Annotated in this window: 14 protein-coding genes; 9 read left to right on the plus strand and 5 right to left on the minus strand. The window is 43.4% G+C overall.

What is annotated here, in order from left to right:
- Positions 1 to 496: 496 nt before the first annotated feature.
- From J7W08_RS03500 to J7W08_RS03535, 8 genes are all read left to right on the plus strand, one after another.
- Positions 497 to 1,072, plus strand: coding sequence for a hypothetical protein (locus J7W08_RS03500; RefSeq protein WP_233085264.1), 576 nt, complete (start codon positions 497 to 499; stop codon positions 1,070 to 1,072).
- Positions 1,069 to 1,773 carry a DUF4386 domain-containing protein gene (locus J7W08_RS03505; RefSeq protein ID WP_233085265.1) on the plus strand — a complete coding sequence of 235 codons (705 nt, stop codon included), beginning with the start codon at positions 1,069 to 1,071 and terminating at the stop codon, positions 1,771 to 1,773. The genes J7W08_RS03500 and J7W08_RS03505 overlap by 4 nt, the downstream gene beginning before the upstream one ends.
- 31 nt (positions 1,774 to 1,804) lie before the next feature.
- Positions 1,805 to 2,515 carry a DUF4386 domain-containing protein gene (locus J7W08_RS03510; protein WP_233085266.1) on the plus strand — a complete coding sequence of 237 codons (711 nt, stop codon included), beginning with the start codon at positions 1,805 to 1,807 and terminating at the stop codon, positions 2,513 to 2,515.
- A 42-nt stretch (positions 2,516 to 2,557) separates the two neighbouring features.
- Entirely contained in the window at positions 2,558 to 3,139 is a 582-nt protein-coding gene (locus tag J7W08_RS03515) for a DUF4386 domain-containing protein (RefSeq protein ID WP_233085267.1), read from the plus strand.
- 93 nt (positions 3,140 to 3,232) lie between these two features.
- Complete coding sequence (locus tag J7W08_RS03520; protein ID WP_233085268.1) at positions 3,233 to 3,598, plus strand: hypothetical protein; 366 nt, start codon at positions 3,233 to 3,235, stop codon at positions 3,596 to 3,598.
- Positions 3,599 to 3,942: 344 nt separating this feature from the next.
- Complete coding sequence (locus tag J7W08_RS03525) at positions 3,943 to 4,911, plus strand: N-acyl homoserine lactonase family protein (RefSeq protein WP_233085269.1); 969 nt, start codon at positions 3,943 to 3,945, stop codon at positions 4,909 to 4,911.
- Between the two features lie 43 nt (positions 4,912 to 4,954).
- The gene (locus J7W08_RS03530; protein ID WP_233085270.1) at positions 4,955 to 5,797 is read left to right on the plus strand and encodes a CPBP family intramembrane glutamic endopeptidase; all 843 of its coding nucleotides are present in this window, start codon (positions 4,955 to 4,957) and stop codon (positions 5,795 to 5,797) included.
- Positions 5,798 to 5,844: 47 nt separating this feature from the next.
- Positions 5,845 to 6,519 carry an endonuclease V gene (locus J7W08_RS03535; RefSeq protein WP_233085271.1) on the plus strand — a complete coding sequence of 225 codons (675 nt, stop codon included), beginning with the start codon at positions 5,845 to 5,847 and terminating at the stop codon, positions 6,517 to 6,519.
- 107 nt (positions 6,520 to 6,626) lie between these two features.
- On the opposite strand, the gene phoU is transcribed toward J7W08_RS03535, so the two are convergent.
- Genes phoU through J7W08_RS03560 form a run of 5 tightly spaced genes read right to left on the minus strand, consistent with a single transcriptional unit; the run spans position 6,627 to position 10,727 of the window.
- A complete protein-coding gene (gene phoU, locus J7W08_RS03540; RefSeq protein WP_233085272.1) occupies positions 6,627 to 7,277 on the minus strand; it encodes a phosphate signaling complex protein PhoU in 651 nt (216 codons plus the stop codon).
- Between the two features lie 4 nt (positions 7,278 to 7,281).
- Positions 7,282 to 8,049, minus strand: a complete 768-nt coding sequence (pstB, locus tag J7W08_RS03545; RefSeq protein ID WP_233085273.1) for a phosphate ABC transporter ATP-binding protein PstB — start codon at positions 8,047 to 8,049, stop codon at positions 7,282 to 7,284.
- A gap of 22 nt (positions 8,050 to 8,071) precedes the next feature.
- Complete coding sequence (gene pstA / locus J7W08_RS03550) at positions 8,072 to 8,929, minus strand: phosphate ABC transporter permease PstA (protein WP_233085274.1); 858 nt, start codon at positions 8,927 to 8,929, stop codon at positions 8,072 to 8,074.
- The gene (gene pstC / locus J7W08_RS03555; RefSeq protein WP_081955767.1) at positions 8,929 to 9,822 is read right to left on the minus strand and encodes a phosphate ABC transporter permease subunit PstC; all 894 of its coding nucleotides are present in this window, start codon (positions 9,820 to 9,822) and stop codon (positions 8,929 to 8,931) included. The genes pstA and pstC overlap by 1 nt, the downstream gene beginning before the upstream one ends.
- Positions 9,823 to 9,857: 35 nt before the next feature.
- The gene (locus J7W08_RS03560) at positions 9,858 to 10,727 is read right to left on the minus strand and encodes a phosphate ABC transporter substrate-binding protein (RefSeq protein ID WP_233085275.1); all 870 of its coding nucleotides are present in this window, start codon (positions 10,725 to 10,727) and stop codon (positions 9,858 to 9,860) included.
- 340 nt (positions 10,728 to 11,067) lie between these two features.
- On the opposite strand from J7W08_RS03560, the gene J7W08_RS03565 reads away from it, so the two are divergent.
- The gene (locus J7W08_RS03565; protein ID WP_233085276.1) at positions 11,068 to 12,438 is read left to right on the plus strand and encodes a dihydroorotase; all 1,371 of its coding nucleotides are present in this window, start codon (positions 11,068 to 11,070) and stop codon (positions 12,436 to 12,438) included.
- The last annotated feature ends 61 nt before the right edge of the window (positions 12,439 to 12,499 follow it).

A 12,499-nucleotide genomic window follows, 5' to 3' on the forward strand; every position in this document is an offset into this window, starting at 1 on the left:
TAGGCATAAAATTATTATTATAATAAATAAAGCGTTTAAATTTCTTAATATTATTTATAATCAAATAAAAATGACTATGCGGAATCATAAGAACGAGAGTGGATGAACTCACCGAATACAAATGTGCAAGACCTGTATATAATGATTTAATGTTCATTTGGACTTTACCTATATTCCCGCATAGCAAATAGGGGATATATACAACGCTAAAAAAGTGTGCGGGTTGTAGGAGAGTTACAAAACTCAATTGTTCTCAGGAAAACAGCACTAGATCTCCGCAAAGGGCAACGCATCAAAAATATTATATAATTGCCGTTACCACTTTTTAAAGTGGGAATGGAGCTTATTTTTGCTCTTCCTATCGCTGTGGCTGAGATCATGCTCTCGATATGGCTAATAGTGAAAGGTTTCGAGCCATCTGTGATTGCTTCCGCCTCTATCAAAACAGATACGAGCGAAGTTAAATAATCATATTGGAATAATGGGGGATAAACAAATGAAATTAGGATTAACTCTATTTCTGATCGGTGTGATCCTTGCTGTAGCAATTGGAGGGATTGCAAGTCACAGTGTAACTTCTACTTTTAAGGAAGCTTCTACAATGGATGAAGTAAATGAGACCATGTGGAAGGTTCCTGGTTTTTGGTTCTTCTTATGGGCATTTGGTGTTCCAATTGCTGCTATTATAGCAGGAACTGGCATTATCCTTTATGGCAATGGGGATAAAAGTGTTCTTTTTGGTGGTGGAACTCTTCTTGTTTTTGCTTTAATTACCCTTATTAACGGTCCGCTTCCACATATTCCTGTTTTGTTTGGTATCGGTGGAAACTTGATATTACTGTTCTTTTTTGGGATCTTGTGGCTCTATTCCAGGAAACTTAAAGAAAAGAGTTCCTATTTTAAACTGACAGGATATACTTTTTTGCTTACTGGGATCTGGTTCTCATGCGAGAAGATGGCCAGGCCTTATTTGACTGCAGCTGAAGGGTTGGGTGAAAGCCCGGCAAATATAATGATCTTTTTTGTTCTGGCTTTTCTGTTCTTTTACCTTGGCGAGAGGGATAATAAATGAATTCAAACATAAAGACCGCAAGAATTGTAGGAATATTGTTTATAATTGCGACAGTTGCATACTCACTTGGTGTTATTTTATTAGACCCAATTCTGGGGGCTTCAGATTATCTTACTATTGTTTCTGGAAATGAGAACCAGATGATGATAGGTTCGTTCCTTGTATTGATCGATGCCGTTGCAGTTGCTGGTATTGGAATAATGATATATCCGATTCTTAAAAAGCATAGTGAATCTTTAGCTCTTGGGTACGCTGGTGCCAGGATCGCGGAGGGCGTACTTTTTACTATTAATGTGATTGCCATACTGACATTACTGGCATTAAGTCAGGACTTTGTGAAGGCGGGATCTCCGGATGCTTCCTATTATCAAACCTTTGGGACTATATTGCTGGCAGCAGGAGATCTGGCTTTTTTGTTTGGGTTCGCAGTTGCTTTTACTATATCTGCTCTGATCTTGAATTATTTATTGTATCGATCAAACCTTGTTCCCCGATGGCTATCAGGCTGGGGCTTTGCTGGAGCTGCATTGTTGTGGGTATACTATCTATTACAATCTTTCAACATCGATCTGCTTGGTATCCTATTTATTCCGATAGCCGTGCAGGAAATGGTTTTTGCAGTATGGCTTATCGTTAAAGGATTTGATCCACATGCCATCGATTATGGGGATGTCAATACAGATACAAATGAGATAAAATGATCAAATTAAACTTAAATTAGGGGGAATTGAAATGATAAACCGTATCGCCGACATATCACAACGCAAAGCTGCAAGAGTTGCAGGGTTACTATATTTAATGATCTTTGTATTCGGTATCTTCGCAGAAGCTTTTGTTCGGCAGAGTCTTATTGTGCCCGGAGATGCCGCAACAACAGTCAATAATATCATGGCTTCTGAATCGCTGTTCCGTCTCGGTTTTGTGAGCGATCTGATTATGATCACGTCTTTTTTATTGTTACCTATGGCTTTATACGTAGTACTTAATGTAATTAACAAAAACCATGCTTTGCTTATGGTGATATTCGCTTTGATCAGTGTCCCGATAATGTTCGTCAATATGATCTTGCATTATGCTCCACTGCTACTTTTAAGCGGTGCTGACTACCTGACAGTATTCGAAGCAGATCAGTTGCATGCTCTGGTGATGTTCTTTTTCGATTTGTACACAGCTGGAGTTTGGATCGCTACGATATTTCATGGACTTTGGCTCCTTCCTTTTGGTTATTTAGTTTACAAGTCGGGTTACATTCCCAGAATTCTTGGTGTCTTGTTGATAATTGGATGTTTTGGCTATATGATAGAGAGTTTTACATTCTTTCTTCTCCCCCCAAGCTACGTAGTGATAACTTACCCGGGTCTCGCGGTTGCCACTATTGCGGAATTGTCAATTACATTCTGGCTTTTGTTGAAAGGTGGTAAAATACCCGAAATGGAATCCTGAAATTAATTCATTGCGGCATTTGACAAAAAAGAGGTGAACAAAATGGACTCAAATAGAAAGAACGCAATAATTGTAGGACTATTAATTTTATTTGCATATGCTGTTTTAGCTAGTAGTGTTATAGAATCAAAAATAGTAGTAATGTTCTCTGAGGCACTTAGTGGCGTTGCAGTTATTGCTATTTCAGTTATAATGTTCCCACTCTTTAAACCATACAGCAAACAAGCATCTCTCTGGTACATTGTTCTTAGAGGTATTGAAGGCGGACTTATGATCATTGCCGGGATCTTATTTTTATCTCATAGCACTTTGTTGCTGGGAATACGTGATGGGATCTATGTGGTCCATGCTTACATTTTTAGCATTGCTGCTTTGTTTTTCTACTATCTGTTGTATCGATCAGAACTTATTCCCAGATGGTTATCATTATGGGGCTTCATTGCAGCAATATTGTTAATTCTAGTAAACTTATTAGAAATGACTGCCCTCATTCCAACTTCGATGTTATGGTATGCTCCAATAATATCAAACGAAATAGTTCTGGCGATATGGCTTATTTTTAAAGGATTCAATCCATCTGCAATCGGTTCCGGGGCTGCCAACACAGATACAATCGAAGTTTAAATGGGCACAGCCAAAACTAAGAACCTATATATTAATTTTGAGTGCCAACTTGATTTGAACAAATAATTAGGGTAAAAAATGGAGTAAGAAAATATGAATAATAAAATCCTTTGGTTAAGAGTAAGTTATTGGGCGGGAGCTATAGCTGACGTACTTTTTGCTATTCTTTGTTTAATTCCGGAAAGGATGGGTGAAATAGAGTACATATATCCTATGGGACTTGCATTTTCTGCTATATTCTCTTGGACATTTATTTTAATCTGGGCAGATAGAAAGCCAATCGAACGAAAAGGAATTCTGTTGCCCACTATACTTGTCGCTTCCTTAATAATAATTACAGGATTGCATGCTGTATACTCTAACATAATTCCATTAGGTATTCCCAACTTGTTATTAGGAGTTGTATTAATCATTCTCTGGAGTTTCAGTTATTACAATGCTAGAGATATTGAACAATAAGAGATGATAAAATAGTTCGAAATAAAATTGATTCAGAAAATTCCATTTAATTCCATCATACAATAATTGTATGAGGTAATATATGTGCTTTTGAAACCAGTTCACTGTCAAACTTGGGGGATGCATCGCATTATTGCATTTTTAATGCTGACAACGGTAAAATATTTATGCAGTTACTTGTAAAGATTATGTATAGTTGGGGCTGGTGTTAATTGAGTGCTTACCACTCTGGAAAAGAGTAGGTTTGAATATTTGAAAATGATGCAATAAAGATGGTCATTTGCTTTCATCCGGGAGTGAGCTTGTACCCTGAGAGTCCTGGCAGATCAAAGGAGGTCTAGAGGATGTCTGAACATACAACGCACTCAAAATCAGGAACAGCATTTCATGAAAGTGTAAGCCCCATCAAGTCTGTCTCCGTTATCAGCACAGGTACGGGTGAAGCACACTGGGAACATATCTATGGGTCACGGAAGTCCGCTCTCTGGTGGATTTTCTTCGGGCGACGGTGGGTTACCATACCTATCAATGTCTATGTCATCGAGCACTCCGACGGACTGGTCCTCTTCGATACAGGGCAGGACAGGGCTGTGGTGAATGATTCGGATTATTGGCCTGGCGGGATTACCGGTTTATTCTTACGTCACCTTTTCAGATTCCATATTGGTCCGGACGACACACTAACCCGGCAGCTCGAAATATCGGGATACTCTGTGGCTGACGTGCGCAAAGCTGTCATCTCCCACCTGCATTGTGACCACATCGGAGGTATCCGTGAGATCCCACAGGCGGATCTGATAGTGAGCAATGAGGCATGGGAGCACATGTTGGGACCGGAACATCCCGAACGGCACGCCGTCTTCCGTAGAGATATCGACCTTCCTGATGCAAAATGGCAACGAATCACTTTCCAGCCGACAGACGATCCCTCGATCGCACCATTCACACATGCCTTCGATCTGATGGGTGACGGTTCGATGATCCTGCTGCCAACTCCGGGACACTTGCCGGGTTCTCTGTCCATGCTGGTGAGACGTAACGGTGCTCCGCCCCTGCTACTGATCAGTGATCTGGCTTACCGAACGGAGTTGATAGAGCGTGGTCAGTTTCCCGGTACAGGTGACATAGAAGAACTCCAGGCATCGTACGCAAAAGTGCTCGCGCTAAAGGAAAAAATACCGGATCTGATCATCCTGGCTACCCACGACCCGGGAGCCGCCGAAGCGCTTGGCAAAGTCATTCCCACGGACATAGGTGCGGGTTCAGCCAAAGGCAACATCGCGGAGGATAATCCTGATGACTCTTCGCAATGACAACGTTCACCAGTAATCTAAAATCTCCGAAAGAGGAAACACTATGAAGATCAGGCCCCTGATGCAACGCTATCCTGTTACCAGCTACTTCGTCTTGGCCTACTTAATATCCTGGGGTGGTAGTTTTGCGATTGGAGGACCAAAGTTTCTCCGCGGAGAGCTGCTGGACTTCGAGGATGCGATGCTCATGGGACTGCCGATGCTGGCTGGACCCTTGATTGCAGGAATCGCAATGACCTATCTTGTCGATGGCAAGACAGGGCTTCAGAATATCTTTTCGCGGATGTTTAAATGGCGGGTTGGCCTACGCTGGTACGCGGCGGCGCTCCTTATCTTTCCCACACTCATCCTGGGGGTGCTATGGACGCTTACTGCCTTTGTTTCCCCGGATTTTGCTCCTACCTTCATGGCGTTTGGCATCCTCGGTGGTCTGCTTGCAGGTTTCATTGAGGAAATAGGATGGATGGGATTCGCTTACCCGAGGATGGAAACGAAATTCGGTACTTGGCGCGCCACGATCTACCTGGCACTTTTGCACGGATTGTGGCACGCGATGGCTGGCTACTTGTGGGAGGCTAGTACATACGGCGTATATTGGTTGCCCCGCTTTATCGCCATGTGGTTTGTTGCCATGATGGCCATGAGGATTCTCTTGGTCTGGATCTATTCCAACACCGGGAGCCTATTGCTCGCCCAGCTCACACATGCAAGCTCATCCGGATTCTTGATTATCCTTAGTCCCTCAATGATCTCGCCTGCGAACGAGACGCTGTGGTTTGCGGTCTACGCCGTCATCTTGTGGATTCCTGCCGCTATCGTGATCATGAGGTTTGGAAAAACTTTCGTGCGACAACCGCTCCAGAGGCAGGTGGAGCGGATGAGATGAGCATCTTGGGAAAACGTAGGCGAAAGAGGAAATAGGAGAATTGAAGAATGGATGAGGCGCTGGATCCGAAGTCGTACTCACCTGAGTTCCTGAGGGGCATACAGGCCAGAATAGCAACTTCGGTGAGCACAGAGGATGAATTCGGGAAACTGGAAACAATAGCAGGATCAGACTGTGCCTTCCTCGGGGATCGGATCATTTGTGGCGTGGTCCTTCTTGATTACGACACAATGGATATTATTGAAAAGGCACATGTGGTCCGAAAGATCAATTTCCCCTACATACCAACATATCTCACGTTCAGGGAGGGAAAACCGATTGTAGATGCCGTTTCAGGACTCCAGGAAATGCCCGATCTCCTGATGGTTGACGGTTGTGGGATCAACCACCCAAGAAAAGCAGGCCTTGCCACTCACACTGGCGTTGTGATGGACATTCCCACTATAGGGATCGCAAAGAAGATTCTTTGTGGTGTGGCTGACAGGCCGGAGACCGGAGAAGCAAATCCTCTTTTATTCCAGGATCAACAGATTGGCTGGCTCCTGAAAACAAACAAGCGAAGCAATCCAATTGTGGTTGCACCCGGTCACAGGATATCCATGAACACCTGTCTTGAAGTTACCAGAAAATGCCTTAGGGGTTACAAACTACCAGAACCCACAAGGCTCGCCCACATGTATGTCAATAAGATCAAAAGGGAAATGCTAAAGGATGAGCATTGAAGTCGTGAGATTCTGCTGTGTTCAGTTATGAGATTCCAGCAAATATCAGAAAAAGAAAAGAAAAGAAAAAATGATATTTAATAAGGTTCAAAGAACCCTGTCATTTTTCAATTGAGATTTGGTCTTTGGTTCGTTACCATATAAACGACACTTTCACAGATATTACATGCGTGGTCTGCAATGCGTTCCAGATACCTGAGAACGAATATCAGGTCAACTGCATTTGGAATAAGGATCGCATCATCTATCATCATTTTGACCAGTTTTTCCCATGTGGAATAGAACAGCTTATCAACCTTCTCATCCTCTGCTGCAGTCACTTTTGCAAGCTCGGCATCTGCTTCTGAATATGCTTTGATAGAATTGCTGAGCATATTCTGGGTGATGGATGCAATGGTGTTTATTTCGGACAATGGGATGGCATGTTCTCCTTCGATCTTCTTGACAAGCTCTGCAATATTGACTGCAAAATCGCTCATCCTCTCAAGGTCGATGGCGATCTTGTAAGAGGCTGTTATCAGGCGGAGGTCGCCGGCCATTGGCTGCTGAAGGGCCAGTAAGTGGGCTGTGGCTTTTTCGACATCATATTCATAATTATCGACGGCTGTGTCCATTTCAATGACCTTTTCTGAGAGTTCTATATCAAGGGTTTCCAGGGCCTTTATTGAACTGGCCAGCATTTCTCCGGATACCTTTCCCATCTCTTCTATCTCTGATTTTAAGTAATCAAGTCTCTCAATGTATCTTTCTCTCACCATATGATCACCCGAACCTTCCTGTAATATAGTCCTCAGTACTTTTTACCTGTGGATTCTCAAATATGTTCTTTGTCTTTCCGAACTCTACCAGTTCCCCGAGTAGGAAAAAGGCAGTATAGTCAGAAATACGTGCTGCCTGTTGCATATTATGTGTTACTATCACAATAGTATAGTCCTTCTTAAGCTCAAGGATCAGGTCCTCGATCTTGGAAGTGGAAATAGGATCAAGAGCACTGCATGGTTCGTCGAACAGGATTATTTCCGGCTTGACTGCAAGTGTTCGTGCAATGCACAACCTTTGCTGCTGTCCGCCACTAAGTGCAAATGCCTGGTCGCCAAGTCTTTCCTGAACCTCCCCCATAAGGGCAGCATCATCGAGTGCTTTGTGTACCCTTTCATTTGTCTCGGATTTTGAACAACCATGGATCTTCGGACCATAGGCGATGTTATCATAGATCGACATGGGGAAAGGGTTTGGCTTCTGGAAGACCATTCCAACCTTTTTCCTCAGGTCGACGACATCAACGTTCTTTTCATAGATGTTCTCATCATCAACAAGTACCTCTCCTTCTATCCTGCATGATTTTACCAGGTCGTTCATGCGGTTCAGGCACCTAAGGAATGTTGATTTTCCACAGCCTGAGGGGCCTATTAACGCAGTAACGCTTTTCTCCGGTATGTCAAGTGAAATATCTTTAAGTGCGTGTTTTTCACCGTACCAGAGATTAAGATCTTTAATATTGATATTCGTATTAATTTCATTTTTAGACATAGGATCATCCTTGAATTCTCTTTTACCTGTTCAGTTTGTTCCGGTAATGTCTTCTTATCACTACTGCGATGCTGTTCATGAAAACAACTATCAAGAGCAGTATCAGTGCTGTTCCATACTGTATCGGTCTTGTCTGTGTGATGTTCGTACCTGAGGTCGCCAGTACGAAAAGGTGATATGGCAATGCCATGAACTGGGAGAACACCGAATCCGGTATTCTTGGTAAGAAGTATGCTGCTCCTGTAAGCAGGATTGGTGCTGTTTCACCTGCAACCCTGCCGATACTCAGGATGATACCTGTCATCATTCCGGGGATCGCTGCAGGAAGTATGACCTTTCTTGTGGTCTGCCATTTGGTAACACCAAGTGCAAGGGAAGCTTCCCTGTATTCCTGTGGTACTGTCATCAGTGCTTCCTTGCTCGCACGGATTATCACGGGCAGTATGAGCAGAGCTAAAGTCAGGGATGCTGACAGGATGGACGCTCCGAAGCCGAAGTACTTGACGAACAATGCCAGTCCGAAAAGACCGAACACTACTGATGGTGTACCTGCAAGATTGTTGATCGCCATCTCAATTGCCCAGGAAGTACGTCCCGGAGTTGAATATTCATTAAGGTAAACTGCCGAGAGTATGCCAAGTGGAATTGCAAATGCCATTGAAAGTCCGATAAGCATGAGACTTCCCACAATTGCCGGGAAAATACCTCCCTCGGTCATTCTTTTCATTGGCATCTGGGTTATGAAATCAAGGCTGAGCACGCTGTAGCCGTTGACAGTAATGTAGACCACAAGGATCGATACAAAAGCGAGTACAAGTGCCATGGAGAGCTTCAGCGTGGCAAATGCCAGTTTCTCGGATGTCTTTGCTCCAAAGAACATTATGCTGCCTCCTTGAGTCTGTATTTCTTCTTAACGCTGTCAGCGATAAGATTGATTATGAATGTTATTAGGAAAAGTACTGCACCAACTGCGAACAGGGCATGGAAATGATCACTTCCCTGTGGAACTTCTCCCATTTCAAGTGCAATGGTCGCGGTCATTGTCCTTACCGGATCAAAGAGACCTTCGGGAATTCCGGGTATGATAGCAGTATTTCCTGTTACCATCATGACGGTCATGGTCTCGCCGATAGCCCTTCCGATACCAAGCATAACGGCTGCGGATATTCCTGACAGTGCTGCTGGTAAGACTACCCTGTAAATGGTCTGCCACTTGGTACTTCCAAGTGCAAGGGAACCTTCCTTTAGTGCAGTGGGAACTGAATTAATAGCATCCTCTGATACTGATATAATTGTAGGTAGTGCCATCATTCCAAGCATGATAGAACCTGCAAGTGCTGTCTGTCCTGTGGGGAGGTCTAAAAGGTCCTGTAGCAATGGGACCACTATAATAAGTCCGAAGAAACCGTAAACGACTGAAGGTATGCCTGCGAGGATCTCTACAAATGGTTTGATAATTTGTGCTACCTTTGGGTCTGCAAGTTCTGATATATAGATCGCAGAAGCAATTCCAAGAGGCACTGAGAGAATAATAGCACCGGCTGTTACGATCAATGATCCTGTCAATAACGGCAACAAACCGAATTTTGCCGGTGATGATGATGGGTACCAGGAAGTTTCGGTTAGGAAAGATATGATGGAATAGTCGCCGAACAAAAGGTAACCTTCCCTGAAAAGGAAAAAACAAAGAAGGAATAGAGCTACAACTGTAATTCCACTTACCATTAAGAGCGTGGATTCAATTGCCTTTTCCTTCTTTTTTCTATGCATCATAATTTATCCCTGATCCTTTAGGAGATTTTAAAAAATTAAGCAGGGAAGTACCCTACTTCAAATACTGTTTCTTCTCCGGTCTCGCTGGATACGAATTCAATGAATTCCAGTGCAAGGCCTGTTGGTTCACCGTCAGTGTAGAAGTAAAGTGGTCTTGAAAGCGGGTATGCACCTGAGAGGATGTTCTCGGAGGTTGGTTCCTCAGCACCTTCGCCCTTGTCTACTGCAAGTGGCTTTACGGTCCCGTCAAGGTAAGCGACACCGACATATCCGATAGCGTTAGGGTTCTGTGAAACGGTCTGGATGATCGCTCCGGTTGATGGATTGATAAGTGCATCAGGTCTGTATTCGTTTCCTTCCATCACTTCGTCCTTGAAGTACTCGTAGGTACCGGAACTGCTGTCACGTGAGAGAACCACGATCTCAAGGTCTTCGCCACCGACTTCATTCCAGTTGGAGATGTCCCCTACATAGATCGCTTCGAGCTGTTCGTAGGTAAGATCAGATACAGGGTTCTCAGGATTTACAACAACTGAGATACCATCCCATGCAATTGTCTGCTGCAGTGGGTTGATACCATTTGCCTGTGCATTCTCGATCTCTGATTCTTTCATTGCTCTTGATGTCATTGCGATATCTACTTCACCATCAATGAGTGCTGCGATACCGACACCGGATCCACCACCGATGATAGATACAATGCTATCATGGTTCTCCATCATGAAAACTTCAGCTTCTGCCTGTGCAAGTGGAAGTACTGTGTCAGATCCCTTGATCATAATTGACTGCATTTCTTCTTCACTACCGGAATCTGTAGAGTCATTACCAACACATCCTGCTCCGAAAAGAGCAAGTGAAGTGACCAGCAAAAGCGTGATCATATATGAGATTGATTTCTTGGACATTGGTTCTTTCACCTTATTGAACTAAATTATTTTTTGGATTTCAGATCGGAAGTGTAATTTATCGACCTGCAAGGAATGAAATAAGGTGAAACGTATATATTCTTTCTTGATATATTCTATATTTCACTATATAATGCTAAATATGCAATATAGTAATATATATTCTATATATCTTAATGCCTAATATGATCGTACAGTGAGTATTGCAGCAGATTAGGGAAGTGAGAAATGCTAAAACGATAAAGAACAGTTTTATAATACATAAAAAAGTAAATCCCAGTGTTGACTTCAGTATACATCTAAATAGAAATCTACATTTTTCAAAAAGGGGCTCCTATCCATGACTGATATCCTAATTAAGAACACAAAGGTCTTCTACAACAACTTTTTGCAACCAGGAGAAGTATCGATCAACAATGGAAAGATCGAGCGTATTGCAAAGGATATCAGCGGTGCTGATCCCGATCTCCTGATCGATGCTAAAGGTGCACTGACCATACCTGCAGGCATAGATGCACATGTACATTTCAGGGAACCTGGTATGATCAAGAAAGAGGACTGGTATACAGGTTCATGTTCAGCAGCAGCAGGCGGTATCACAACTGTAATCGAGCACCCGAATACCATACCACCTACTGTTGATAAGTCATCTTTCAAGGAAAAACTTAAACTGGCAAAGCGTAAATCGGTGATCGATTTCGGTATTAATGGCGGAGTGACGCAGAACCTTGAATCCCTCTCATTGCTCTGGGAGCTTGGAGTAACATCATTTGGTGAGATCTTCATGGCAGAATCCACTGGCGGACTGAACATAAATGAAGAGGACTTCGCACAGTCACTCGAGATCATTAAAGACCTTGATGCCGTAGCCTGTATTCATGCCGAAGATGAGAACATCCGCCTGGAAAACGAAAAGCTGCTTAAGAAGGACTTTTCCCCGTCATCACATTCACGAATACGCTCAAATCTCTGTGAAGGATATGCTGTCGAAAAAGCACTTGAAGTAATTGCAAAAAAAGGCACTAGATCACACTTCTGTCATATCAGCACACTTGAGGCACTGGGGCTTATCCGTAAGGAAAAATATGTTGCAGCAGCAGAGAATCGTGAGCATACTGTTACCTGTGAGGTTGCCCCTCATCATCTGTTCTTATCTACAAGGGACTGGGACAAGCTGGGAACTTTCGGAAAGATGAACCCTCCACTGCGTGACCGAAGGAACGTGAAAGCGCTTATGAATGCGGTAAATGATGGAACTGTGAGTGCTATAGCTTCAGACCATGCGCCACATTCAGAGTTCGATAAGGACCTTGATATCAGGAGTGCACCATCAGGTGTTCCGGGGGTCGAGACCCTTATGCCGCTTATGCTAATGGCTGTAAAAAAGAACATTCTTCCGATTGGTAGGATGATTGAGGTCACAAGCAGGAATCCTGCGCATATATTTGGCCTTGATACACGCCACTCAAAGGGAGTTTTTGCTGAAGGGTATGATGCGGACCTGATCATTGTGGATACACGCAATGCCACCCCTATCAAAGCTGACAAGCTTCACAGCAAAGCCGGTTGGTCTCCGTTTGAAGGTATGGATGCAATCTTCCCGATGACCACTATCGCCAGGGGTGAAGTTGTCTGGGAGAATGAGGTTATTGCTGAAAAGGGACGAGGAAAGTTCCTTGAAGGGCATGGATACCCTGAAGAAGAGCAATGATGGACATATCATTCATATATGTGAACACATGAAGTAAGTCTTAAATATATAGTATTCAATC

This window comes from Methanococcoides orientis, assembly GCF_021184045.1.
GTDB classification, from domain to species: Archaea; Halobacteriota; Methanosarcinia; order Methanosarcinales; family Methanosarcinaceae; genus Methanococcoides; species Methanococcoides orientis.

What these genes read in the sequence shown, in the direction of transcription:
- J7W08_RS03530 (WP_233085270.1), top strand. Translation starts at nt 4,955, where the DNA reads ATGAAGATCAGGCCCCTGATGCAACGCTATCCTGTTACCAGCTACTTC.
- pstB (WP_233085273.1), bottom strand. Translation starts at nt 8,049, where the DNA reads ATGTCTAAAAATGAAATTAATACGAATATCAATATTAAAGATCTTAAT.
- J7W08_RS03535 (WP_233085271.1), top strand. Translation starts at nt 5,845, where the DNA reads ATGGATGAGGCGCTGGATCCGAAGTCGTACTCACCTGAGTTCCTGAGG.
- J7W08_RS03505 (WP_233085265.1), top strand. Translation starts at nt 1,069, where the DNA reads ATGAATTCAAACATAAAGACCGCAAGAATTGTAGGAATATTGTTTATA.
- pstA (WP_233085274.1), bottom strand. Translation starts at nt 8,929, where the DNA reads ATGTTCTTTGGAGCAAAGACATCCGAGAAACTGGCATTTGCCACGCTG.
- J7W08_RS03510 (WP_233085266.1), top strand. Translation starts at nt 1,805, where the DNA reads ATGATAAACCGTATCGCCGACATATCACAACGCAAAGCTGCAAGAGTT.
- J7W08_RS03565 (WP_233085276.1), top strand. Translation starts at nt 11,068, where the DNA reads ATGACTGATATCCTAATTAAGAACACAAAGGTCTTCTACAACAACTTT.
- J7W08_RS03515 (WP_233085267.1), top strand. Translation starts at nt 2,558, where the DNA reads ATGGACTCAAATAGAAAGAACGCAATAATTGTAGGACTATTAATTTTA.
- pstC (WP_081955767.1), bottom strand. Translation starts at nt 9,822, where the DNA reads ATGATGCATAGAAAAAAGAAGGAAAAGGCAATTGAATCCACGCTCTTA.
- J7W08_RS03525 (WP_233085269.1), top strand. Translation starts at nt 3,943, where the DNA reads ATGTCTGAACATACAACGCACTCAAAATCAGGAACAGCATTTCATGAA.
- J7W08_RS03520 (WP_233085268.1), top strand. Translation starts at nt 3,233, where the DNA reads ATGAATAATAAAATCCTTTGGTTAAGAGTAAGTTATTGGGCGGGAGCT.
- J7W08_RS03560 (WP_233085275.1), bottom strand. Translation starts at nt 10,727, where the DNA reads ATGTCCAAGAAATCAATCTCATATATGATCACGCTTTTGCTGGTCACT.
- phoU (WP_233085272.1), bottom strand. Translation starts at nt 7,277, where the DNA reads ATGGTGAGAGAAAGATACATTGAGAGACTTGATTACTTAAAATCAGAG.
- J7W08_RS03500 (WP_233085264.1), top strand. Translation starts at nt 497, where the DNA reads ATGAAATTAGGATTAACTCTATTTCTGATCGGTGTGATCCTTGCTGTA.